Here is a 23,196-nt window from a genome sequence, read left to right as displayed (position 1 = left end):
CGGTCACCGGGCGTGGCGGCCCGTCCGGGGCTACCGTCGTCGGCATGCCTGAGCGGGCGGTGAGGGGTGGGCTGGCGCCGGTCACCCTGCTGGCCGGGGGAGCGCCGGTCGCCGAGCTGACCATGGCGCGCGTGCCCGCGTCGGTCGGCCACGTGCGCCTCCTCGTGGACGACGCCCTCTCCGACCACGGCGTGACCGACAGGTCCCTCATCGACGCGGCCGTGCTGCTCGCCTCCGAGCTCGCCACCGACGGCGTCCGCCACGGCGCGGGAGAGGACCTCCACGTCGAGCTCTCCCTGGGCCCCCGCCGGGTGCAGCTGACCGTCACCACCGCTGCCGAGCGCCGCCCCGGGGAGCCCGTGCCCGCGATCGCGGGCCACAGCGAGCAGCTCCTCGACATGCTCACCAGCGCCTGGGACGTGCGCTGCGGCGCTGGTCAGCGCGTCGCCTGGTACCGCCTCGACCGCTGAGCCACCTCGCTGCCAGCGGCGGCGTCCCCCGTGCGCAGGACGGCGATCCACCCGACCGGCTGGCGCTCGCGGCGCGGGCGCGGTTGGCTGCCAGGGGTGTGCGGACTCTCCGGTGAGCTCAGGTTCGACGGCGCCTCGGCCGACGCGGACGCCGTGCGCTGCATGTCGGAGGTCCTCGCGCCGCGGGGTCCGGACGGCGAGGGGGAGTGGGCCCGCGGCCCCGTGGCCCTCGCCCACCGCCGTCTGGCGATCATCGACCTCTCCGAGGCCGGCGCCCAGCCGATGGTGGACCGTCCCGAGGGCGGCAGCGCGGACGACGAGGTCGTCGCGGTCTTCAACGGCTGCATCTACAACTACCCGCAGCTGCGGGAGGAGCTGACGGCGAAGGGGCACCGCTTCCGGTCCACCTCCGACACCGAGGTGATCCTCAAGGGCTACCGGGAGTGGGGCGAGGACGTCGTCGACCACCTCGTGGGGATGTTCGCCGTCGTCCTGCACGAGCCGCGGACCGGGCGCGTGGTCATGGCCCGCGACCGGCTGGGCATCAAGCCGCTCTACCTCGCCGAGAGTCGCGGCGCCGTGAGGTTCGCCTCCAGCCTGCCGGCCCTGGTGGCCGCCGGCCGCCGGGACGGCAGCCTCGACACGAGCATCGACCCGGTGGCGCTGCACCACTACCTGTCCTGGCACGCCGTCGTCCCCGCGCCGCGCACCCTGCTGCGCGGGGTGCGCAAGCTGCCGCCCGCCACCGTGCGCGTCTACGAGCCCGGCTGCGGGCCCGACGGCTACCGCGACCGCGTCTACTGGCAGCCGTCCTACGAGCGCGACCCCGCCAAGGCCGGCTGGACCGCGCGCGACTGGGAGGACGCCGTCGAGGAGGCGCTGCGCACCGCCGTCCGCCGCCGCCTCGTGGCCGACGTGCCGGTCGGGGTGCTGCTCTCGGGCGGGCTCGACTCCAGCCTCATCGTCGGCCTGCTCGCCGAGGAGGGGCAGACCGGCCTGGCCACCTTCTCCATCGGCTTCGACGCCGCCGGCGGCCGCGAGGGCGACGAGTTCCAGTACTCGGACGTCATCGCCGCGCACTACGGCACGGACCACCACAAGATCGCCGTCGACAGCCCGTCGCTGGTGGACGCGCTCGGCCACGCCGTCGGCGCCATGAGCGAGCCGATGGTCAGCCACGACGTCGTCGCCTTCGACCTCCTGTGCCAGCGGGTGGCGCAGGAGATCCGCGTGGTGCAGTCAGGCCAGGGCGCCGACGAGGTCTTCGCCGGGTACCACTGGTACCCGCCGATGGGCCGGGTGCCGTCCGCGGCCGGTGGCGGGTTCGACGTCGAGGCCGCGACCAGCACGTACGCCCGCGCGTTCTTCGACCGCGGCCCCGACGGACCGGGAGGGATGTCGTGGCTGGTCGGCGACGGCGTCCTGGAGGGGATGCTCGCCGAGGGCGGGCCCGACCCGTCCCGCGCCTTCGTCGCAGCCCACCTGGGCCGTCCCGGCGCCGCCACCGCCGTCGACGCAGCGCTGCGCCTCGACACCGAGGTCATGCTCGTGGACGACCCGGTCAAGCGGGTCGACAACACCTCCATGGCCTGGGGCCTGGAGGCCCGGGTGCCCTTCCTCGACCACGACCTCGTCACCCTGGCCGCGCAGGTCCCGCCGGAGCTCAAGCTCGCCGACGGCGGCAAGGGCATCCTCAAGGCCATCGGCCGGCGCACCATCCCGAGCGAGGTCATCGACAGGCCCAAGGGCTACTTCCCGGTGCCGGCGCTCACGCACCTCGAGGGCGGCGTGCTCGACCTCGTGCGCGACGCGCTGTCCTCCGACGCCGCCCGGAGGCGGGGGCTCTTCCGCCCCTCCGCCGTGGCGGAGCTCCTCGCCGACCCGAACTCCGAGCTGACCCCGCTCAAGGGCAACCGCCTGTGGCAGGTGGGTCTGCTGGAGCTCTGGCTGCAGACGCACGGGGTCGCCTGATGGCGGGCACCGCGGGGCTGCGCCGCCACCGGCAGGTGGCAGGGCTGCGCGCCCGACGGCCGGACCTCGGCACCGGGCACCCTCGTCACGGCACCGACCCCGACGTCGTCCTCGACATGGGGTGGGGCCGGCTGGTGTTCGGCAGCACCTTCGCCGAGCCCAGCGGGGTGCTCGACGCGCTGCGCGACGAGGCCAGCGGCCAGCGCGACATCGCCTGCTACGTCCCGGACCCGCAGGTGCTGGTGGGCACCTCCCCCCACGAGCTGTTCGTGGACCCGTCCTACACGTTCCGGCTCGACCTGCACTCCTACCGCCAGCGCCGTGACGCGGTCCGCGACGTCGAGGTGCGCACCGTGCAGGCCCGCGAGGAGCTCGAGCAGGTCAACCGCATCTACGCGACGGCGCGCATGGTGGAGGCCGACGTCGACACCATGTGGGCCAACCAGCGCACCCGCACCTTCACCCACCTCGTGGCCCTGGACCAGCGCCGCAGCGCGCACGACGGGCAGGAGCCGCCGCGCGTGGTCGGCACCGTCACCGGCGTCGACCACGTGCTCGCCTTCGGGGACCCCGAGGGCGGCGCCAGCCTGTGGTGCCTCGCCGTGGACCCCGACGCCGCGCCCCCCGGCACCGGGGAGGCCCTCGTGCGCCGGCTCGCGGAGCGGTACGCGGCGCGCGGGCGCGCCCACCTGGACCTGTCGGTGCTGCACAGCAACACCGGCGCCATCGCGCTGTACCGCAAGCTCGGGTTCACCCCCACCCCGGCGGTCTGCGTCAAGCGCAAGAACCCCATCAACCAGGCGCTCTACTCCCCGCGGCCGGCGGGCCTGGACGACGTCAACCCCTACGCGCGGATCATCGCCGACGAGGCCATGCGCCGCGGGCTGCGCGTGGAGGTCACCGACGCGCCGTCGGGGGAGCTGCGGATCTCCTCCGGCGCGCGCAGCGTCCTCACCCGCGAGTCGCTGTCCGAGCTCACCAGCGCCGTCGCCATGAGCCGCTGCGACGACAAGCGCGTCACCTCCCGGCTCCTCGCCGGCGCCGGCCTGCGCGTGCCGCGCGCCGCGGAGACCACGGGCGCCGGCGACGACGACCTGCGTCCCGTGCGGTCCCTGCTCGCCGAGGTCGGCGACGTGGTCGTCAAGCCCGCCCGCGGCGAGCAGGGCCGGGGCATCACCGTCGGGGTCGCCGACGACGACGCCCTGGTCGCGGCCGTGCGCCGGGCGCTGGCGTTCTGCCCGGACGTGGTGGTGGAGGAGCGCGTCGACGGGGAGGACCTGCGCGTCGTCGTCATCGACCACGAGGTGGTGGCCGCCGCGGTGCGCCGCCCCGCGCAGGTGGTGGGCACCGGGCGTGACTCCGTCGCGGAGCTGGTGCGCCGGCACTCCCGGCGGCGCGCGCAGGCCACCGGCGGGGAGAGCACCATCCCCCTGGACGAGACCACCGAGGCCGTGGTGGCCGCCGCCGGGTACCGCCTGGCCGACGTCCTCCCGCGCGGGGAGGTGCTGCCGGTGCGGCGCACCGCCAACCTCCACACCGGCGGCACCATCGACGACGTCACCGACCGGCTCCACCCCGTGGTGGCGGAGGCGGCGCGGCGCGCGAGCCGGGTCATCGGGATCCCCGTCACCGGGCTCGACTTCCTCGTGCCCGACGTCGAGGGCGACGAGTACGTGATCATCGAGGCGAACGAGCGGCCGGGGCTGGCCAACCACGAGCCGCAGCCGACCGCGGAGCGCTTCGTGGACCTCCTGTTCCCCGAGACCCGGCGGTGACCGGCGGCCTCGACAGGACGGCGGGGCCCGGCAGCCCTAGCGTGACCGGTCGTGCCCACCGCTCCTGAGCTGGACCCCGCTCCCCGCGACCTGCCGGTCGACGAGGAGTACCTGCGCTCCACCGCGGTCGACCTGCTGCTCACCCCCAGCCCGTCGGGCCGCACCGACGCGGTGATGCAGCTGGTGGGCGACCGGATCTCCGCGCTCGGGCTGCCGTTCGACCTGACCCGCCGCGGGCTGCTGCGGGCGCGGCTCGGCTCCGGGTCGACGGTGCGCCGCGCCGTCGTCGTCCACGCCGACACGATCGGGTGCATGGTCAAGCGGCTCAAGGAGAACGGCCGCCTGGAGGTGGTGCCGGTCGGCTCGCACAGCGCGCGCTTCTCCGAGGGCGCCCACGTCACCGTGATGACCGACGACCCCGACCGCGTCCACACCGGCACCGTGCTGCCGCTGCTGTCCGCCGGGCACGCCTTCGGCGACGACATCGACACCCAGGGCGTCGGCTGGCACCAGGTGGAGGTCCGCGTGGACGAGCCCGTCTCCGACGCGGCCGGGCTCGAGGCGCTGGGGATCCAGGTGGGCGACTTCGTGGCGCTCGACGCCGACCCGCGGATCACACCCGCTGGCTTCGTCAAGAGCCGCCACCTCGACGACAAGGCCGGGCTGGCCGCGTGCCTGACCGCGCTGAAGGCGCTCGCCGACGCCGGGGTGGTGCCGCGGGTGGGCGCGCAGCTGCTCGTGACCATCGGCGAGGAGGTCGGGTTCGGCGCCACGCACGGCCTGGACCGGGACGTCTCCGAGCTCGTCGCCGTCGACAACGCCGTCGTGGCCCCCGGCCAGGCGAGCTCGGAGCGCACGGCCAACGTCGGCATGATGGACATGACCGGGCCGTTCGACTACCACCTGTCGCGCCGGCTGCTGGCCCTCGGCGCCGAGCACGGGGTGCCCGTGCGCCGCGACGTGTACCGCCACTACCGCTCCGACGCCGCCCCCGCGCTGGAGGCGGGCATCGAGGCGCGGGCCGCGCTGCTCGGGGCGGGTGTCGACTCCGGTCACGGCCACGAGCGCACGCACCTCGACGGCCTGGTGGCGCTGACGCGCCTGCTGGTGCTGTACCTGCAGACCGACCTGACGTTCTCCGACTGGGACCGCCGCCCGGCCGGGCCGCTGGAGGAGTTCCCCTCGGAGTCGGTGCAGCCCGCGCCGCGCGAACCCGCCCGCGAGGACGCCACCGGCGCCTGACCCCCCCCCGCCCCGCTCCACCGCAGCCGAGCGCTCGGCTGCGGTGGACCGCGGGCCGGTCAGTCCTTCACCGCGCCCTCCGTCAGGCCGCCGCGCCAGTACCGCTGCAGGACGAGCATCGCGATCGCCAGCGGGACCACGCTGACCAGCACGCCCGCCGTGGTCAGCTGGTAGAACTCCGGCAGCCGGTCCACCTGGCTGCGCCACGCCGTCAGGCCCAGCGTCACCGGGTACAGCCGCTGGTCGGCGAGCATCACCAGCGGCAGGAAGTAGTTGTTCCAGATCCCGACGACCTGGAACAGCAGCACCGTGACCAGCGCCGGCGCCAGCGCCCGCAGCGCGAACACGTGGAAGATGCGCAGCTCGCCCGCGCCGTCCAGCCGCGCCGCCTCCACCATCGAGTCCGGCACGGTCGCCCTCGCGTACACCTGCACGAGGAACACCCCGAACGGGCTGACCAGGCTGGGCACGAGCACGCCCCAGTACGTGTTGGCCAGGCCCATCTGCGAGAACAGCAGGAACAGCGGCAGCGCTGTCGCCGTCCCCGGCACCAGGACACCGCCCAGCACGAGCGCCTGCACCAGGCCGCGCCCGCGGAAGTCGTACTTGGCCAGGGCGTACCCGGCCGCCGCGGCGAAGTAGGTGGCGAGCACCGCGCCCAGGCCGGCGTACAGCAGGCTGTTGAGCAGCCAGCGCACGAAGATCCCGCCGTCGTAGGTGAAGACCGCGCCGAGGTTGCTCAGCAGCTGCGGACGTGCGGAGAACCAGAAGCCGTTCGTGCCGAACAGGTCCTGCGTCGACTTCGTCGCCGCGACCACCACCCAGTACACGGGCAGCAGGAAGTACGCGGTGACGACGGCGAGCACGGCGGTGACCAGCACGGTCGTGCCTCGTCTGCGGCGTGCTCCCTCGCCGGCCTCCTGCCGGGGCGCAGCGGGCCCCTCGCCGGCAGTGCTCGTCGTCGTGGATCCGGGGGTGCTGGTGGTGGTCATCGGCGTCCCCTGTTCGTCAGGCCCAGGAAGACCGCGCTCAGCACGAACGCCGCGAGGGCGATGAGCACGGCCTGCGCCGAGGCCACCCCGTAGTCGTTGTAGTTGAAGGCGGAGTTGTACGCGGCGAGGTTGGGCGTGTAGTCGTTGCTGATCGCCGGGGAGACCGCCTGCAGCACCTGCGGCTCCGCGAACAGCTGCAGCGTCCCGATGATCGAGAAGACCGTCGCCAGCACGAGCGCCGGACGCACCAGCGGCAGCTGCAGGGACCGGGCGATGCGCAGCGGGCCGGCGCCGTCCACCCGCGCCGCCTCGTACAGCTCCTTCGGGATCGACTTCAGCTGCGCGACGATGATCAGCATGTTGTAGCCGGTGTAGGCCCAGGTCACGATGTTGGCGATCGACCACAGCACGGTGCTCGGGGCGAGCGGGTCCAGGTCGATCCCCACCGCGGCGAGCAGCCCCAGCACCGGGGAGATGCCGGGCACGTACAGGAAGCTCCACAGGATGGTCGCGATGACGCCCGGGATGCCGTAGGGCAGGAAGTACGCCGTGCGGAAGAAGCCCGGCCACCTCGCCGAGGCCGACTCCAGCAGCAGCGCCAGCACGGTCGCCGCGACGATCATCACGGTCACCTGGACGACGCCGAACAGCAGCACGCGGCCCACCGACGCGGCGAAGCCGCCGTCCGACAGCGCCCGCGCGTAGTTCTCGAACCCGGCGAACCCCGACGACGCGCCGGCCTGCCCGAACAGCCCCTCGCGGGTCACCCGCGTGAAGCTCTGCCCGACCGCGTAGAGCACCGGGGCGACGAACGTCAGCGCGAAGAGCAGCAGGAACGGCGCCATGAGCAGCCACGGCGCCCTCCGCTGGGCGCCCCCCGCGCGCCGGCGGCGCGGGACGGGCGCCGACCGCGCGCCCGTCGTCGTCCTGCTGGTCTCCTGCCCGGAGGCCTCCACGGCGCTCACGAGGCGGCCCTCACGGCCAGGCCCTTGTCGCGGTGCGCGGCCACCACCTGCGGCTGCGCCGCGGCGAGGGCGTCCAGGCAGGTGCGGTACCCGCCGGTGAGCCGGGCGCGGAACGCGTCAGCCACGATGTTGATGGCCTGCAGCGTGACCGGCGACCAGGTCCAGTCGGTGCGCTGCTGCTGCGCGGCCGGCTGGAAGACCTCGGTGTTGTAGGACTGGCCGCTGAAGAACTCCGACGGCTGCTGGCGGGCCTTCCCGATGTAGTCGCTGGCCGGCGACCAGCCGATGCCGCTGTACTGGATCATCGCGTCGATGCCCTCCGGGTCGGTGGTCATCCAGGTGGCGAACGCCAGCGCCTCGCGCGGGTGGGCGCAGGTGGAGGTGATGGCCGCCGTCGAGCCACCGAGGTAGCTCGAGCCGACGGCCTTCGTCAGGCTCGGGTCGGAGGCCCAGGTGGGCACCGGCGCGACGCGCCACTGGCCCTCTCCGCCGGTGGTGCCCTCGATGAGCGCGTCGGCCCACGAGCCGGACACCAGGCTGGCGATGGCGCCGCTGCCGGCCGCGGCGAACCAGCCGACGGAGAACGGGGGGAGGGCGGTGTTGAGCAGGCCCTCGTCGAGAGCGGTGTCGAAGAGCGTCGCGACGGCGGCGGTGGCGTCGTCGGTCATGTCGATGACCCACTCCTCGCCCTCCGGTTTGAACCAGGTGGCCCCGGCCTGGGTGGCGATGGAGATGAAGGTGGTGGGGTCGCCGGCGTTGAAGCTGTCGATCCAGTGGCCGGCGTCGTTGCCGTGGATGGCACGCGCGACCTCCAGCCACTCCTCCCACGTGGACGGTGGCTGCGCGCCGACGGCCTCGAGGCTCTCGGTGCGGTAGAAGAAGCCGATCGGGCCGGAGTCCTGCGGGACGCCCCACAGCCTGCCGTCCAGGCGGACCTGGCTGGCCAGGCCCTCGTCGTAGGACCCGATGACGTCCCCGAAGCCGTACGCGGACAGGTCTGCGAGGCCGTTCTGGAGCAGGTAGCTGGGCAGCGTGCGGACCTCGATCTGCGCGAGGTCCGGGCCCGAGCCGGCGGCCAGCGCGGAGAAGATCTTCTGGTAGCCGCCGGAGTTGCCACCGGGGATCCAGACGGCCTCCACCTGCACCGAGGGGTTCTTGGCGTTCCACACGTCGCAGACCTTCTGCAGGTCCTTCAGCCACGCCCAGTACTGCAGCCTCACCACCTCGCCGGGGCTCGCGGCCGGCAGCGGAGCGCCGGCGGCCGGGGCGGTGCCGGGGGTGCCGCAGGCAGCCGTGGCACCGAGGGCGCCCAGGCCCGCGATGCCGAGACCGGCGGCGCGCAGCACCTGGCGGCGCGTCGGCGGTGGGCTCGGTCGCCTGCTGCTGCGTGGTCGGGTGAGCGGTGTCCACGGATCGGGCACGTCGACCTCCTCGTCGTCGGACCTGGTCACCGAGCGTCCCTGCTCCGTGACTGGATCAGGCTAACCCGACCGTCCGGTAAGCACCTTTCCTCCCGATCTCGAAGCCATCACGACCGCAGCCGAGCGCCGGGATGCGGTTCCGGAGGGGGCGGGAACCGCGAGCAGGCGCTCGGCTGCGACGAGGGAGGAGGAGGGTGGTCAGCGCAGGCGGGAGGCTCCCGGAGAGGCGAGGGCCCGCAGGAACGCCGGCTCGGGGTGGCCCGCCTCCAGCGCCGCCGCGCGGACCGCCGCGGCCACGGCCTCCTCGGTCCCGGCGCGCACCAGCGCCACCGCCGACCCGCCGAACCCGCCGCCGGTCATCCGCGCGCCCAGCGCGCCGGCGGCCTCCGCCGCCGCGCACACCACGTCGAGCTCGGGGCAGGAGATCTCGTAGTCGTCCCGCATCGACGCGTGCGACGCCGACAGCACCGGGCCCACGTCGTCGATGCACGCCACCGCGCCCACGCCGCTGACGCCGACGCAGCTGCCCTGCGCCGCCGACGTCAGCAGCGACACCACCTGGTGCACCCGGGCGGTCTCGGTGATGACGTGGCGGGTGCGGCGCACCAGCTCCTCGACGCGCTCGGGCGTCTCGCTGGCCGCCACGGCCGCAGACCGGAGCCGCTCCAGCACCGCCGACGCGCCCTCCGCCGTCCCGCCCGACTCGGCCACCGCCTCCGCCAGCAGCCCGTACCCGAGCAGCGAGGCCGCCCGCTCCGAGGCAGCGCGCCGGGAGCCGTACTCGCCGTCGGCGTGGCGGTGCGGCGCGCGGGTGTCCATGACCAGCAGAGCCCTGCCGTGCTCGGCCAGCGGCAGCGGCACCTGCGTGACCGCTCCGCTGGCGCTGTCGAGCCTCAGCGCGTGCTCGGCGGTGCACCGCAGCGACGCCGCCTGGTCCATCCCACCGGTGGAGGCGCGGGCCACCTCGTTCTCGGCGCGCACGCACGCCGCGGCCAGCCCGGCGCGGAACGCGTCGGCCGAGGTCTCGCCGAGCCGGCCCAGGTCGGCCACGGCCAGGGCCACCACGCACTCCAGCGCCGCGGAGCTCGACAGCCCCGCGCCCAGCGGCACGGTCGAGACGACGGCGGCGTCCACACCGCCGACGGCGTGGCCGGCCTGCGCCAGCGCCCACAGCACGCCCGCCACGTAGGCGGCCCACCCCTCGGGCGCTCCCGGGCCGACGTCGGACAGGTGCCCCTGCCACACGCTCGGCTCCGATCCCAGGTCGGCGGACGACACCACGCGCACCACGCCGTCGTGGCGCGCGCGCACCGCGGCCACCGTGCTGTGCGGCAGGGCCAGCGGCAGCACCGGGCCGCCGTTGTAGTCGAGGTGCTCGCCGATGAGGTTGACCCGTCCGGGCGCGGACCAGACGCCGTCGGCCTGGCCCTCCCAGCGCCCGGCGAACAGCGCCACCGCGGCGTCGGCCGCCGCCGACGGCGGCGCGGCCTCCAGCCACGTCGGCGCGCCCTGCGCCGCTGCGCTCCCAGCGTCCGACGTCGTCGTCGTCGTCACGAAGCCACCTCCCGCAGCCGGTCGGCGATCCGCTCCGGCGTCGTGTCGTTGATCCAGGCGCCGACCCCGGACTCCGAGCCGGCGAGGTACTTGAGCTTGCCCGGCTGGCGCAGCACGGAGAAGGCCTGCAGGTGCAGCCGCCCCAGCTCCCGGTCGGCGCCGAGCGACGCCTGGTGCCAGCCCGAGATGTACGGCAGCGCGTCCACGCCGTCGAAGTAGCGGTCCAGCCGCTGCAGCATCTCCGAGTACACGACCGCCAGCTCGTCGCGCTCGCCGGCGTCCAGCGCCGCGAGGTCGGGCACGTCGCGGTGCGGTGCCAGGTGGAACTCGACGGGCCAGCGCGCGGCGGCCGGCACGTACGCCGTCCAGTGCTCGCCCCGCAGCACCACCCGGGTGCCGGCGCGCTGCTCGGCGGCGAGCACGTCGGCGAGCAGCGACGTGCCGTGCGCGGCGCGGTGCCGCTGGGCCTGCACGAGCAGCTGGGAGGTCCGCGGGGTGGGTGCGGGGTAGGCGTAGATCTGCCCGTGGGGGTGCTGCAGCGTCACCCCGATCTCCTTGCCGCGGTTCTCGAAGACGAACACCTCGCCGCCCTCGCGCACCCCGGCCAGCGACGACAGCTCCGCCGTCCGGTCGGCCCACGCCTCCACGACGGTCCGCACCCGTGACACCGGCAGCGAGGCGAAGGTGGCGGAGTGGTCGGCGGTGAAGCAGACCACCTCGCAGCGCCCGACGGCCGGGCGCACCGGCCACAGGGCATCGCCGTCCACCAGCGACTCCGGCTGCGAGGCGAGGTCCGTGCCCGCCCCCGCGTAGGAGGGGAACCGGTTGGCGAAGACGACCACGTCGTAGTCGGCCTCCGGCACCTCGCCGGGCTCCTTGCCCGGGCGCGCGGGGCACAGGGGGCACAGGTCGGCCGGGGGCATGAAGGTGCGGTCCTGGCGGTGGGCGGCGTGGGCGACCCACTCGCCCGTCAGCACGTCCCACCTCATGGTCGAGGTGGTGGCCACCGCCGGCAGGTCGCGGGTGTCGACCGCGGAGCGCTCCTGGGCCCCGGAGAGCCACGGCTCGGTGTCGTCGAAGTAGTGGATGGGCCGTCCGTCGGCCATCTGCCGGTCGGTGCGCCGCACGTGCGCCATCGACGTCCTCCTGGAGCTGGTGGCCGGCGGTCCGCAGGCCTGCCAGCGAACGCTACTCGCGCGCATCGCTGTGCGGAAGTGTTCGCTCTTGGTGGTTCCTGGTCGTTGTGGGGACGGCGACGAACGCCGCCGTCAGGCCGGTCCCGGGTCCCGCTCCGCGACGACCAGCCGCCCCACCCGCGCGGCCAGCAGCTCGCGGGCGGCCGGCGGGAGGCCGTCGTCGGTGACGAGCACGTCGACGTCCTCCAGCCGCGCGATGCCGGCCAGCCCCACCACGTGCCACTTGGTGGAGTCCGCGACCACCACCACGTGCCGCGCCGCCGCCACCAGCGCCCGGTTGGTCTCGCCCTCGACGAGGTTGGGCGTGGTGAGGCCCGCCTCCGCGTCGACCCCGTGGACGCCGAGCAGCAGCGTGTCGACGTGCAGCGAGCGCAGCGCCGCCACCGCCACCGGGCCCACGAGGGCGTCCGAGGGGGTGCGCTCGCCTCCGGTGAGCACCACCGAGCCGCCGGACGCGCTGGTCCCGTCCGGCCCGCACCACGCCTCGTGCAGCACCTGCGCCACGGGCAGGGAGTTGGTCACCACCGTCAGGCCCGGGGTGTCGACGAGGGCGGACGCGACCGCGTGCGTCGTCGTCCCCGCGGAGATCGCCACCGACGAGCCCGGGGCCACCAGTGCGGCCGCGGCCCGGGCGATCGCCTCCTTCTGGGGCAGCGCCATCCGGGACTTGGCGCTGAAGCCGGGCTCGTCCGACCGCGCCGACAGCGCCGTGGCGCCACCGTGCACCCGCGCCACGAGGCCCTGGCCGGCGAGGATGGTGATGTCGCGCCGGACGGTCATCTCCGAGACCCCGAGGGCGCTCACGAGGTCGCTGACGCGCGCCCCGCCGTGGGAGCGCACCTCCTCCAGGATCCGCTCCTGGCGCTGCCGGGCGAGCACCCCCGCAGGCTACGGCCGTTCGACGCCCGGTGCCGGACCTCCGGACGGGACCAGCCGCCCGACCAGCCGCCCGACCAGCGCTCGGACGCGGCCTGATCCGCGGCGGCGGGGGCTGGTGGTTGACTGGGAGCGTGCCAGCCCGCCTGTTCTCCGGCATGCAGCCGACCGCCGACTCGCTCCACCTCGGCAACTACCTGGGGGCGCTGGTCAACTGGGTGTCGATGCAGGAGACCTACGACGCGACCTACTGCGTGGTCGACCTGCACGCCCTGACCGTCTCCCCGGACCCGGAGGCGCTGCGCCAGCGCACCCGCGTGACCGCGGCCCAGTACCTCGCGGCGGGCATCGACCCGGAGCGCTCCACGCTCTTCGTGCAGAGCCACGCGCCCGAGCACGCGCAGCTGGCGTGGCTGCTCAACTGCCTCACCGGCTTCGGCGAGGCCAGCCGGATGACGCAGTTCAAGGACAAGACCGCCCGCTTCGGCGCCGACCAGCAGAACGTGGGCCTGTTCGCCTACCCGGTGCTGCAGGCCGCCGACATCCTCGTGCACGACGCCGACCGCGTGCCGGTCGGCGAGGACCAGCGCCAGCACCTGGAGCTGACCCGCGACCTCGCCCAGAGGTTCAACGCGCGGTACGGCGACACCTTCGTCGTGCCCGACGTCCACATCGTCGCGGCCACCGCGAAGGTCAACGACCTGCAGAACCCCGGCGCCAAGATGAGCAAGAGCGCGTCCTCGCCCAACGGGATCATCGAGCTCCTCGACGACCCGAAGAAGACCGCCAAGAAGATCCGCTCCGCCGTGACCGACACCGGCACCGAGGTGCGCTTCGACCCGGCCGAGAAGCCCGGCGTCTCCAACCTGCTCACCATCCACTCGGCGCTGTCCGGCGAGAGCATCGCCTCCCTGGAGGACCGGTTCGCCGGCAAGGGGTACGGGCACCTCAAGGTGGAGGTGGCCGACGTCGTGGTGGCGGCCCTCTCCCCGGTGCGCGAGCGCGCCCTGGAGCTGCTGGCAGACCCGGCCGAGCTCGACGCGCTGCTGGCCCGCGGCGCGCAGCGCGCCCGCGAGCGCGCCTCGGCGGTGCTCGCGCGCGCCTTCGACAGGGTGGGCCTGCTGCCCGCCCCCCGCTGAGGGACCGCGCTGGACGAGGACGACGTGACGACGACGAGGTCAGCGGCCGGCGTGGTGCCCGCCGCGGGCGCTGCGGCGCTGACCGGCGTCTTCTCCGTGGTCCCCGCGGCGGGGGAGGTGCTCATCGGGGTGGCGATCGCCGTGCCGCAGCCCTGGGCCGCGGAGCTGGAGGCGTGGCGCCAGCGCTTCGGGGACCCCCTGGGCAGCACGGTGCCCGCGCACGTGACGCTGGTCCCGCCGACGGCGGTGCGGCGCGCTGACCTGCCCGCGGTGCGCGAGCACCTCGCGCGCGCCACGGCGGCGGGGGGCCCGTTCCGCGTGGTGCTCGACGGCACCGGCACCTTCCGGCCCGTCACCCCGGTGGTCTACGTGCGGCTGAGCGCCGGTGCGGGGGAGTGCACGGCCCTGGAGGAGCGGGTGCGCGCCGGGGTGCTGGGCACCCAGCGGCGCTTCCCCTTCCACCCGCACGTCACGGTGGCCCAGCAGCTGGAGGACGAGGCGCTGGACCTCGCCAGCGACCAGCTCGCGGGGTACGACGCCGCCTTCGACGTCGACGAGGTCGACCTGTACGAGCTGGGCGCCGACGGCCGCTGGCGCTCGGTGCAGACGTTCCGCCTGGGCGGCTGAGCCCGGCGCGCGCCGCGGGCCCGGCTGGGCCACGATCGACGGCGTGATCGCCCTTCTCCGCTCCGTCCGCTGCGCGCCGAGGTCCGGCTGATGGGCGCCGTCCTCGGGCTGTGGCAGAGGTACCAGGCCAGCCACCTGGGGCGGGCGCTGGCGCACTACGGCCGTGAGCGCGGGCAGATCCTCGCCGGCGGCCTGGCCTACGTGGCGCTGTTCTCGCTCTCGGCGATCCTCGTGCTGCTCTTCACCGTCTCCGGCAGCGTGCTGGCGGCCAATCCGACGCTGCTCGACACCGTCGTCAGGACCATCAACGGCTACGTCCCCAACCTCCTGGGCGGGAAGGGCTCCGGCGCGGCGCTGGACCCGCAGGCGCTGCTCAGCACCGACGCGCTGTCCACCACCGGCGCCATCACCCTGGTGGTCGCGCTGCTGGCGGGCACGGGCTGGATCGACGCGCTGCGCGAGGGGGTGCGCGCCATGTTCGGCGTCGCCACCGACCAGCGCGCCATCTGGTGGCAGAAGCTGCGCGACCTGGGGATGCTCATCACCCTCGGGCTGGCGCTGCTGTGCTCCGCGGTCGCCTCGATCACCGTGAACGCCGCCGCGCCGTGGCTCCTGGGACTGGTCGGCCTCCAGCAGAGCTGGGTCTCGAAGGCGCTCCTGTACGTCCTCGGCATCGCGATCGTGTTCGCCGTCGACTGGGTGATCTTCCTCATCCTGCTGCGCGTGCTCAGCCGGCTCGCCATCCCGTGGCGCCACCTGCGCTCGGCGGCGCTGCTGGGGGCCGCGCTGTTCGGCGTCCTGAAGATCCTCGCCGGTCAGGGCCTGGGGTTCCTCACCGGGACGTCCAACCCCCTGCTCGCCACCGCCGGCGTCATCGCCGGTCTGCTGGTCTGGCTGAACATCCTCTTCCGCGTGGTCCTCACGACCGCCGCGTGGGCGGCCACCGACCCCGTCGTCGTCGCCCACCTCACCGCCGGTCAGGGCGAGCCGGTCATCGGCCCGCCGGTGGGCCCCGCCGCCGACGCCGCGCTGGCCCGCGCGTCGCTGCCGCACCACGTCCCGTCGCACTCGGAGCGCGCCGCGGACCGGGTGCAGGTGGCCGCGGGCGTGGTGCTCGGCGCGTCGGTGGCGACGGGGGCCGCCCTCCTCGTAGGGGGGACGAGGGGCGTGCTCGCAGCGCTGCGACCCTCGAGGCGCAGGACCTGAGGGCCACCCGTTCGGGCTAGGGTGCGCCCGTGGCCTCCGCGCTGACGCTCGGAGCCGAGGAGGAGCTGCACCTCATCGACCTGGAGTCGCTGCAGCTCTCGGCCCGGGCCCCCCAGGTGCTCTCGCGCCTGCCGCGCGAGGGCTACTCCGCGGAGATCCAGCGCACCACGGTGGAGACCAACACCGCGGTGGTGGACACCCTCGACGGCCTGCGCACCGAGCTGCTGCGCCTGCGGCGCCAGCTGGTGGAGGTGGCCGCGCGCGAGGGGCTCGGCGTGGCGGCGGTGGGCACCGCACCGCGCTCCACCCCGCCCGACTTCGAGCTCACCGCCACCGGGCGGTACGGCCGCATGCAGGAGCAGTACCGGCTCCTGGTGGACGAGCAGCTCATCTGCGGCACGCAGGTGCACGTCGGTGTCGCCGACCGCGACCTCGCGGTGGACATCGCCCAGCGCATCGCCCCCGACCTCCCGGTCCTGCTGGCGCTGTCCGCCAGCTCGCCGTTCTGGAACGGGCAGGACACCGGCTACGCCAGCATCCGGACCACGGTGTGGCAGCGCTGGCCCACCGCCGGCGCCACCGGGCCGCTGGCCTCGGCCGCCGAGTACGACGCGCTCCTGGCGGACCTCATCGGCTCCGGGGTCATCGCCGACGCCAAGATGGCGTACTTCGACGTCAGGCCCTCGGCGCACGCCCCCACCCTGGAGCTGCGGGTCTGCGACGCCTGCCCCCTCGTGGACGACGCCGTGCTCATCGCCGGGCTGTTCCGCGCGCTGGTCCGCGAGGCCGAGGTGGCCGTCGAGCACGGCCTCCCGCTGCGCGACCGGCCCGCACCGCTGCACCGCGCAGCCCTCTGGCAGGCGGCGCGCGGGGGCCTGCGGGGCCGGCTGCTGGACAGGTCCGAGCACCCGCACCCGGTGGCCGCCGCCGACGTCGTCCGCGCCCTCGTCGAGCGCCTCGCGCCGGTGCTGGACGAGCTCGGCGACGGTGAGCAGGTCCGCGCGCTGGCCGAGCGGGCCCTGGCCCGCGGCAACTCCGCCGACCGCCAGCGCGCCGCGATGGCCGAGACCGGGGACCTCGACGACGTCGTCAGGCTCGTCGTGGAGGAGACCCACGGCCCCGCCGGTGGCCGTCCCCCCAGCACCGAGGCGCTGCACCGCTACCGGGTGCGCGCCGGTGACGAGGCGGTGGCGCCGTCGGCGGAGCCGCGCTCCCTGTACGCGCCCGTGCTGCGGGCCCTGGAGGACCTCGGTCCCGCCGAGCTGGTCCGGCGCGAGCACGCCCGCGACGCCTGGGCCGACGCCGCCGCCCTGCACTTCCGGGTGGGCGGGCACGACAGGCGCTTCGCCGTCGACCTCGTCCCCCGCGTCCTGGGCCGCCACGAGTGGGCGCAGCTGCGCGAGGGGCTCGAGCAGCGCGCTGTGGCGCTGGAGCGCTTCCTGCGGGACGTCTACGGCGAGCAGCGCGTGGTCACCGACGGCCTGCTGCCCGCCTCCGCGGCGGTGGGAGCGCCGGGGTGGCGCGAGGAGGGGCGCCGCGTCCCCCCGGGCGCCGTGCGGGCCACCGTCATCGGCTTCGACCTCGTGCGCGGGGAGGACGGCGGCTGGCGCGTCCTGGAGGACAACCTGCGCGACCCCAGCGGCGCCGCGTTCGCTGTGGCCGCCCGCGACCTCCTCGACGCCGTCGTGCCCGAGGTGCCACGCCCGCACGGGCTCGCCGCACCGGCCGCGTACTACGAGCGGCTGCGGGCCACCCTGCTCGCGCACGCCCGCCCCGGCACCCGCGCCGCGCTGCTGTCCAGCGGCCCCGGCTCCGGGGCCTGGTACGAGCACCAGGCCCTCGCCGCCGGTGCCGGCCTGCTGCTCCTGGGGGCGGGCGACCTCGACGTCGTCGACGGCCGGGTGCTCGCCACGGGCGGCCACCGGCGGCCCGAGCGCGTCGGGGCGGTCTACCTGCGCCTCGACGCCGACCTCGCTGACCTCGTCGACGGCGCAGGGCGCCCCGTCGGCGCGATGCTGCTCGACGCGGCCGCCGACGGCGCGGTCGTCCTGGCCAACGCGCCCGGCAACGGCGTCGCGGACGACAAGGCCGTCTACCGCGCCGTCCCCGAGCTCATCGGCTACTACCTGTCCGAGCGCCCGCTCATCGAGCAGGTGCCCACCTACCTGCTCGGCGACGACGCGGAGCGCCGCGCGGCGCTGGAGCGCATCGGCGAGCTGGTCACCAAGCCCGTCGACGGGCACGGCGGCGCGGGCGTCATGATCGGCCCCGCTGCCAGCGCCGCGGAGGTGGTGGCCCGCCGCGCCGAGGTGGCCGCCGCGCCGCAGCGGTGGGTGGCCCAGGAGCTCGTGCAGCTGTCCTCCCTGCCGTCGCTGGTCGGCGGCGACCTCGTGCCCCGGCACGTGGACCTGCGGGTGTTCGCCCACGTGGTCGGCGACGGCCGCGGCGACGCCCGCGTGGCCGACGTGGCCCTGACCCGCGTGGCCCCCGAGGGAGACCTGGTGGTGAACTCCTCCCGCGGGGGCGGCGCCAAGGACACCTGGCTGCTCACCTGACGGCGCCCCGGACGGCGGGGCGGACCAGCACGACGACGGGGGAGGGGCACCGGTGAGCGACACCGCGGCCAGCAGCACGGTCGCCAGCAGCACGGTCGCCAGCCGGGTCGAGGCGGCGGTGGCGCTCGCGGACGACCTCGTCGGCGCGTGGGGCAGCTGGAGCCCCGTCATGACGCCGGACGCCCGCCGCGTGGCGTTCGTCTCCGACAGGTCCGGCTCCCCGCAGGTGTGGGTGCAGGACGTCGTCACCGGCCTGCCCGAGGGCGCCGCGCTGCCGCGCGCCCACCACCTGCCGCTGGGCACCCCCGACCCGGTGGTGGGCCTCAACTGGGCCGCTGACGGCCGCTGGCTCGGCGTGGAGGTCGCCACCGGCGGCGGCGTGCGCACCGAGGTGTGGGTGGTGCGCCCCGACGGCAGCGACGCCCGCCGCATCGCCGGCGGCGCCGGGGCAGCGGACGGCGAGGGCGCCGAGCACGCGGCGCTCGGCCCGTGGACCCGCAGCGGACACCGCCTCGTGGTGACGCTGCCGTCACCGGGCGCCGGCCGGCCCACGCGCTCCTTCCTCGCCGACCCCGCCACCGGCCGCCTCGACCCGCTCGCCGAGGGCGCCAACACCACCGTGCTGGACGTCTCCCTCGAGGAGCGCTTCCTCGTGCTCAAGGACGGCGAGCGCGGCCACCAGTTCTGCGTGGCGGTGGACCGGCTGGAGGACTCCCACTTCCCGCTGCTGCAGCCCGGCGCCACCGGCTCCACCGACCGGGCCGTGCTGCGCCCCGCCCCCGAGGGGGACTCCGGACCGCTCTGGGTCTACCTCGCCTCCGACGTGGGCCTCGCGCGGCGCCAGCTCATCGGCACGGCGCTGGGCCCGCACGGCTTCAAGGGCGAGCCGCGGGCGCTGGCGGTGCGCGACGACGCCGAGCTGGAGGGCCTGGACGCCGACGACGCCGGCCGCCTCCTGCTGCTCGTGTGGAACTGCGCCGGGCGCAGCGAGCTGGAGCTGTTCGACACTTCGACCCACCAGCGCACGCCCATCACCGGCATGCCCGGGCAGGTCGCCGCCGACCCGGTGCTCTCCCGCGACGGCTCCTCGGTGGTGCTCGGCGTGGAGGGGCCGCGCCGCCCGCGCGAGCTGTGGCACGTCGACGTCACCACCGGGGCGTGGTCGCGGATCACCCACGCCCCCGAGCTGCCCGAGTCCTCCCTCGTGGAGCCGGAGCTCGTGCGCTTCCCCGGCAGGGACGGGCTGCCGCTCACGGGGTGGCTCTACCGGCCGAGGCCGTCGTCGTCGGGAGGGTCGTCGGGAGGGTCGGCGGGACCGGGGCCGGCGGCCCTGTGGCTGCACGGGGGCCCGGAGGCCCAGGAGCGCCCGACGTTCAACGCCCAGCACCAGGCGCTGGTCGCGGCGGGCATCGCGGTGCTCGCGCCCAACATCCGCGGCTCGTCGGGGTTCGGGCGGGAGTTCGTGCACGCCGACGACGTCGAGAAGCGCTGGGACGCCTTCGCCGACGTGCTCGCCGCCGCCGACCACCTCGTCGCGACGGGCGTGGCCGACCCCGCCCGCATCGCCGTGACCGGCCGCTCCTACGGCGGCTACCTCGTGCTGGCGTCGCTGGCGTTCTCGCCGGGGGTGTTCGCCGCCGGGGTGGACGTGTGCGGCATGAGCGACCTCACGACGTTCTACCGCGACACCGAGCCGTGGATCGGTGCGGTCGCGGTGACCAAGTACGGCCACCCCGAGCGCGACCGGGCGCTGCTGGAGGCGCTGTCCCCGCTGCGCGCGGTGGACGACGTCGACGCGCCGCTGCTCGTCGTCCACGGCGAGCACGACACCAACGTCCCCCTCGGCGAGGCCCACCAGGTGGTGGCCGCCCTGCGCGAGCGGGCGGAGCTGGACGAGTCCGCGCCACCGGTGGAGTACCTCGAGCTCGCGGGGGAGGGGCACGACTACCGCCGCGCCGACTCCCGCCGGGCTCTGCACGCCGCCGTCGTGAGGTTCCTCGCCGAGCACCTCGGCCCCCTCTGACCCACCGCCCTCTGCGCAGCCGAGCGCCCGGCTGCGGCTCGTGGGGACGTCGAAGGGCCGTGCCCCTCGACGCAGCGAGGGGCACGGCCCCGACGCGGTACCGGCGCCGAGTGCAGCGCCGGGACCGGCCTCAGATCTTGCGCTGCAGCAGCGCCTGCTTCACCTCGGCGATCGCCTTGGTGACCTGGATGCCGCGCGGGCACGCCTCCGAGCAGTTGAAGGTGGTGCGGCAGCGCCACACGCCCTCGCGGTCGTTGAGGACCTCCAGGCGCAGGTCAGCGCCCTCGTCGCGGCTGTCGAAGATGAAGCGGTGCGCGTTGACGATCGCGGCCGGGCCGAAGTACTGCCCGTCGGTCCAGAACACCGGGCAGCTCGACGTGCACGCCGCGCACAGGATGCACTTGGTGGTGTCGTCGAAGCGCTCGCGGTCGTGGGCGGACTGCAGGCGCTCCTTGGTCGGCTCGTGCCCGGAGGTGATGAGGAAGGGCATCACCTCGCGGTAGGACTGGAAGAACGGCTCCATGTCCACCACGAGGTCCTTCTCCACCGGCAGGCCCTTGATGGGCTCGACGGTGATGGGCTTGGACGGGTCGAGGTCCTTGAGCAGCGACTTGCACGCCAGGCGGTTGACGCCGTTGATGCGCATCGCGTCGGAGCCGCACACGCCGTGCGCGCAGGAGCGGCGGAAGGTCAGCGACCCGTCCTGCTCCCACTTGACCTTGTGGAGGGCGTCGAGGATGCGGTCGGTGCCGTGCACCTGGACCTTGTAGTCCTCCCAGTGCGGGGCCTCGTCGCGCTCGGGGTCGTAGCGGCGGATGCGCACCGTGACCTCGAAGCTCGGGATGGCGCCCACCTTCGCCTCGGGGGCCGCGTCGGTCTGGGCCATGGGTGTCAGTACTTCCGTTCCATCGGCTGGTAGCGGGTGGTGACGACCGGCTTGGTGTCCAGCCGCACGCCCTCGTGACCGTTCTCGTCGACCGCGCGGTAGGCCATCGTGTGGCGCATGTGGTTGGCGTCGTCGCGGTTGGGGTAGTCCTCGCGGAAGTGCCCGCCGCGGCTCTCCGTGCGGTGCAGCGCACCCGCGCAGATGACGTTCGCCAGCTCCAGCAGGAAGCCCAGCTCGACGGCCTCCAGGAGGTCGGTGTTGTACCGCTTCCCCTTGTCCTGGACCCGGACGCGGCCGTAGCGCTCGCGCAGGGCGTCGATGTCGGCCATGGCCTGCTTCAGCGTGGTCTCGGTGCGGAAGACCTGGGCGTTCGCGTCCATGGTCTCCTGCAGCTCGCGGCGCAGGACGGAGACGTTCTCGGTGCCGGTGGAGGAGCGCAGCCCCTCGACCATCGCGACCACGTCGGCCTCGGGGTTCTCCGGCAGGTCGGCGAAGGTCTCGGTGGCCAGCGCGTGCTTGGCCGCCGCGATGCCGGCGCGCTTGCCGAACACGTTGATGTCCAGGAGCGAGTTGGTGCCGAGGCGGTTGGAGCCGTGCACCGACACGCACGCCACCTCGCCGGCGGCGAACAGGCCCGGCACGGCGGTGTCGTTGTCGGCCAGCACCTGGGAGGTGACGTCGGTCGGCACGCCGCCCATGGCGTAGTGCGCGGTCGGGTAGACCGGCACCGGCTCGGTGTACGGCTCCACCCCGAGGTAGGTGCGGGCGAACTCGGTGATGTCCGGGAGCTTGGCGTCGATGTGCGCCGGCTCCAGGTGCGTCAGGTCCAGCAGCACGTAGTCCTTGTTGGGGCCGGCGCCGCGGCCCTCGCGCACCTCGTTGGCCATGGAGCGGGCCACGATGTCGCGCGGGGCGAGGTCCTTGATGGTGGGGGCGTAGCGCTCCATGAAGCGCTCGCCCTCGCCGTTGCGCAGGATGCCGCCCTCGCCGCGGGCCGCCTCGCTCAGCAGGATGCCCAGGCCGGCCAGGCCCGTCGGGTGGAACTGGAAGAACTCCATGTCCTCCAGCGGCAGGCCGCGCCGGTAGGCGATGCCCATGCCGTCACCGGTGAGGGTGTGCGCGTTGGAGGTGGTCTTGTAGACCTTGCCGGCGCCGCCGGTGGCGAGCACCACGGACTTGGCGCGGAACACGTGGATGGTGCCGGTGGCGAGCTCGTAGGCGACCACGCCCGCCGTCGTCCTGACGCCGTCGACGTCGGTGAGGAGCAGGTCGAGCACGTAGAACTCGTTGAAGAACTCCACCTCGTGCTTGACGCACTGCTGGTAGAGGGTCTGCAGGATCATGTGGCCGGTGCGGTCCGCGGCGTAGCAGGACCGGCGCACCGCGGCCTCGCCGTGGTTGCGGGTGTGCCCGCCGAAGCGGCGCTGGTCGATGCGGCCCTCGGGGGTGCGGTTGAACGGCAGCCCCATCTTCTCCAGGTCGAGGACGGCGTCGATGGCCTCCTTGCACATGACCTCGGCGGCGTCCTGGTCGACGAGGTAGTCGCCGCCCTTGACGGTGTCGAAGGTGTGCCACTCCCAGTTGTCCTCCTCGACGTTGGCGAGGGCGGCGCACATGCCGCCCTGCGCCGCGCCGGTGTGGGAGCGGGTGGGGTAGAGCTTGGTGAGCACGGCGGTGCGGGCGCGCTGGCCCGACTCGATCGCCGCGCGCATGCCGGCACCGCCGGCACCCACGATGACGACGTCGTAGCTGTGGACCTGGACCTCAGCCATGGGGTGTCCTCCTCGGGTGGACGCTCAGCGAGCGGTCAGCGGACGGCCGAGCAGAAGCTCGGGACGAGCGACGGGTCGGCACCGACCGGGCACGGGTCGAAGGTGAAGATCACCAGGGTGCCCAGGGCGACGGTCAGCGCGAACGCGGTGAAGAGCAGCGCCTTCAGCCAGAACCGGGTGCCGTTGCGCTCGGCGTAGTCGTTGATGATCGTGCGGACGCCGTTGGTGCCGTGGAGCATGGCGAGCCAGAGCATCGCCAGGTCCCAGACCTTCCAGAACGGCGAGGCCCACTTGCCGGCCACGAAGGCGAAGTCGACCTGGTGGATGCCGTCCCCGAGGACGAGGTTCACCAGGAGGTGGCCCAGGATCAGCACCACGAGCAGCACGCCGCTGAGGCGCATGAACGCCCAGGCGTACAGCTCGAAGTTGGTCTTGGTGGGCTTGCTGCGGCGGTACGGGGAGCGGGGCGCGTCGATCGCCTCGGCCGGACCGGGCGTGGACTGCAGTGCGGTCATCGCGGGAGCCC

General features: G+C 74.7%; 18 protein-coding genes. 9 read left to right on the top strand and 9 right to left on the bottom strand.

Features of this window, described 5'->3' with window-relative positions; genetic code table 11:
• Positions 1-44 precede the first annotated feature (44 nt).
• The 4 genes from H7K62_RS00545 (at position 45) to H7K62_RS00530 (ending at position 5,458) form a co-directional block, all read left to right on the top strand.
• Complete coding sequence (locus H7K62_RS00545) at positions 45-470, top strand: ATP-binding protein (protein ID WP_186715418.1); 426 nt, start codon at positions 45-47, stop codon at positions 468-470.
• 96 nt (positions 471-566) lie between these two features.
• Positions 567-2,441: an N-acetylglutaminylglutamine amidotransferase gene (locus H7K62_RS00540; protein ID WP_186715416.1), complete on the top strand. Its 1,875-nt coding sequence runs from the start codon at positions 567-569 to the stop codon at positions 2,439-2,441.
• The gene (gene ngg, locus H7K62_RS00535; protein WP_186715414.1) at positions 2,441-4,216 is read left to right on the top strand and encodes an N-acetylglutaminylglutamine synthetase; all 1,776 of its coding nucleotides are present in this window, start codon (positions 2,441-2,443) and stop codon (positions 4,214-4,216) included. The genes H7K62_RS00540 and ngg overlap by 1 nt, the downstream gene beginning before the upstream one ends.
• A gap of 51 nt (positions 4,217-4,267) precedes the next feature.
• Entirely contained in the window at positions 4,268-5,458 is a 1,191-nt protein-coding gene (locus H7K62_RS00530) for an osmoprotectant NAGGN system M42 family peptidase (RefSeq protein WP_370591534.1), read from the top strand.
• A 59-nt stretch (positions 5,459-5,517) separates the two neighbouring features.
• On the opposite strand, the gene H7K62_RS00525 is transcribed toward H7K62_RS00530, so the two are convergent.
• From H7K62_RS00525 to H7K62_RS00500, 6 genes are all read right to left on the bottom strand, one after another.
• On the bottom strand, positions 5,518-6,450 hold the full coding sequence (locus H7K62_RS00525) for a carbohydrate ABC transporter permease (RefSeq protein WP_186715412.1): 933 nt from the start codon (positions 6,448-6,450) through the stop codon (positions 5,518-5,520).
• Positions 6,447-7,295 (bottom strand): carbohydrate ABC transporter permease, encoded by an 849-nt coding sequence (locus tag H7K62_RS00520; protein WP_186716383.1) that lies wholly within the window; start codon positions 7,293-7,295, stop codon positions 6,447-6,449. Before H7K62_RS00520 ends, H7K62_RS00525 begins: the two co-directional genes overlap by 4 nt.
• A gap of 116 nt (positions 7,296-7,411) precedes the next feature.
• Complete coding sequence (locus H7K62_RS00515) at positions 7,412-8,866, bottom strand: ABC transporter substrate-binding protein (protein WP_222436846.1); 1,455 nt, start codon at positions 8,864-8,866, stop codon at positions 7,412-7,414.
• A gap of 168 nt (positions 8,867-9,034) precedes the next feature.
• Entirely contained in the window at positions 9,035-10,390 is a 1,356-nt protein-coding gene (gene galK, locus H7K62_RS00510) for a galactokinase (RefSeq protein ID WP_222436845.1), read from the bottom strand.
• Positions 10,387-11,526 (bottom strand): galactose-1-phosphate uridylyltransferase, encoded by a 1,140-nt coding sequence (galT, locus tag H7K62_RS00505; protein ID WP_186715411.1) that lies wholly within the window; start codon positions 11,524-11,526, stop codon positions 10,387-10,389. The genes galK and galT overlap by 4 nt, the downstream gene beginning before the upstream one ends.
• A 132-nt stretch (positions 11,527-11,658) precedes the next feature.
• Positions 11,659-12,465 (bottom strand): DeoR/GlpR family DNA-binding transcription regulator, encoded by an 807-nt coding sequence (locus H7K62_RS00500; protein WP_186715409.1) that lies wholly within the window; start codon positions 12,463-12,465, stop codon positions 11,659-11,661.
• Positions 12,466-12,596: 131 nt separating this feature from the next.
• Between H7K62_RS00500 and trpS the strand changes: the two genes are divergently transcribed.
• From trpS to H7K62_RS23390, 5 genes are all read left to right on the top strand, one after another.
• Entirely contained in the window at positions 12,597-13,601 is a 1,005-nt protein-coding gene (trpS, locus tag H7K62_RS00495; RefSeq protein WP_370591533.1) for a tryptophan--tRNA ligase, read from the top strand.
• Positions 13,602-13,625: 24 nt separating this feature from the next.
• Positions 13,626-14,228: a 2'-5' RNA ligase family protein gene (locus H7K62_RS00490; protein ID WP_370591532.1), complete on the top strand. Its 603-nt coding sequence runs from the start codon at positions 13,626-13,628 to the stop codon at positions 14,226-14,228.
• Between the two features lie 90 nt (positions 14,229-14,318).
• On the top strand, positions 14,319-15,434 hold the full coding sequence (locus H7K62_RS00485; RefSeq protein ID WP_186715407.1) for a YihY/virulence factor BrkB family protein: 1,116 nt from the start codon (positions 14,319-14,321) through the stop codon (positions 15,432-15,434).
• A 29-nt stretch (positions 15,435-15,463) separates the two neighbouring features.
• Complete coding sequence (locus H7K62_RS00480) at positions 15,464-17,989, top strand: glutamate--cysteine ligase (RefSeq protein ID WP_370591531.1); 2,526 nt, start codon at positions 15,464-15,466, stop codon at positions 17,987-17,989.
• Positions 17,990-18,041: 52 nt separating this feature from the next.
• The gene (locus tag H7K62_RS23390) at positions 18,042-20,012 is read left to right on the top strand and encodes a S9 family peptidase (protein WP_370591530.1); all 1,971 of its coding nucleotides are present in this window, start codon (positions 18,042-18,044) and stop codon (positions 20,010-20,012) included.
• Positions 20,013-20,142: 130 nt separating this feature from the next.
• Here the strand turns inward: H7K62_RS23390 and H7K62_RS00470 are convergent, their stop codons facing one another.
• Genes H7K62_RS00470 through H7K62_RS00460 form a run of 3 tightly spaced genes read right to left on the bottom strand, consistent with a single transcriptional unit; the run spans position 20,143 to position 23,185 of the window.
• A complete protein-coding gene (locus H7K62_RS00470) occupies positions 20,143-20,898 on the bottom strand; it encodes a succinate dehydrogenase iron-sulfur subunit (protein WP_186715405.1) in 756 nt (251 codons plus the stop codon).
• A gap of 5 nt (positions 20,899-20,903) precedes the next feature.
• On the bottom strand, positions 20,904-22,670 hold the full coding sequence (gene sdhA, locus H7K62_RS00465; protein WP_186715403.1) for a succinate dehydrogenase flavoprotein subunit: 1,767 nt from the start codon (positions 22,668-22,670) through the stop codon (positions 20,904-20,906).
• A 35-nt stretch (positions 22,671-22,705) separates the two neighbouring features.
• A complete protein-coding gene (locus H7K62_RS00460; protein WP_186715401.1) occupies positions 22,706-23,185 on the bottom strand; it encodes a succinate dehydrogenase hydrophobic membrane anchor subunit in 480 nt (159 codons plus the stop codon).
• Positions 23,186-23,196: the final 11 nt, after the last annotated feature.

This window comes from Quadrisphaera sp. RL12-1S (assembly GCF_014270065.1).
In the GTDB taxonomy this organism is placed as follows: Bacteria; Actinomycetota; Actinomycetes; order Actinomycetales; family Quadrisphaeraceae; genus Quadrisphaera.
The sequence above is the reverse complement of the archived record's forward strand: the minus strand, read 5'-3'. Positions and strand labels throughout refer to the sequence as shown.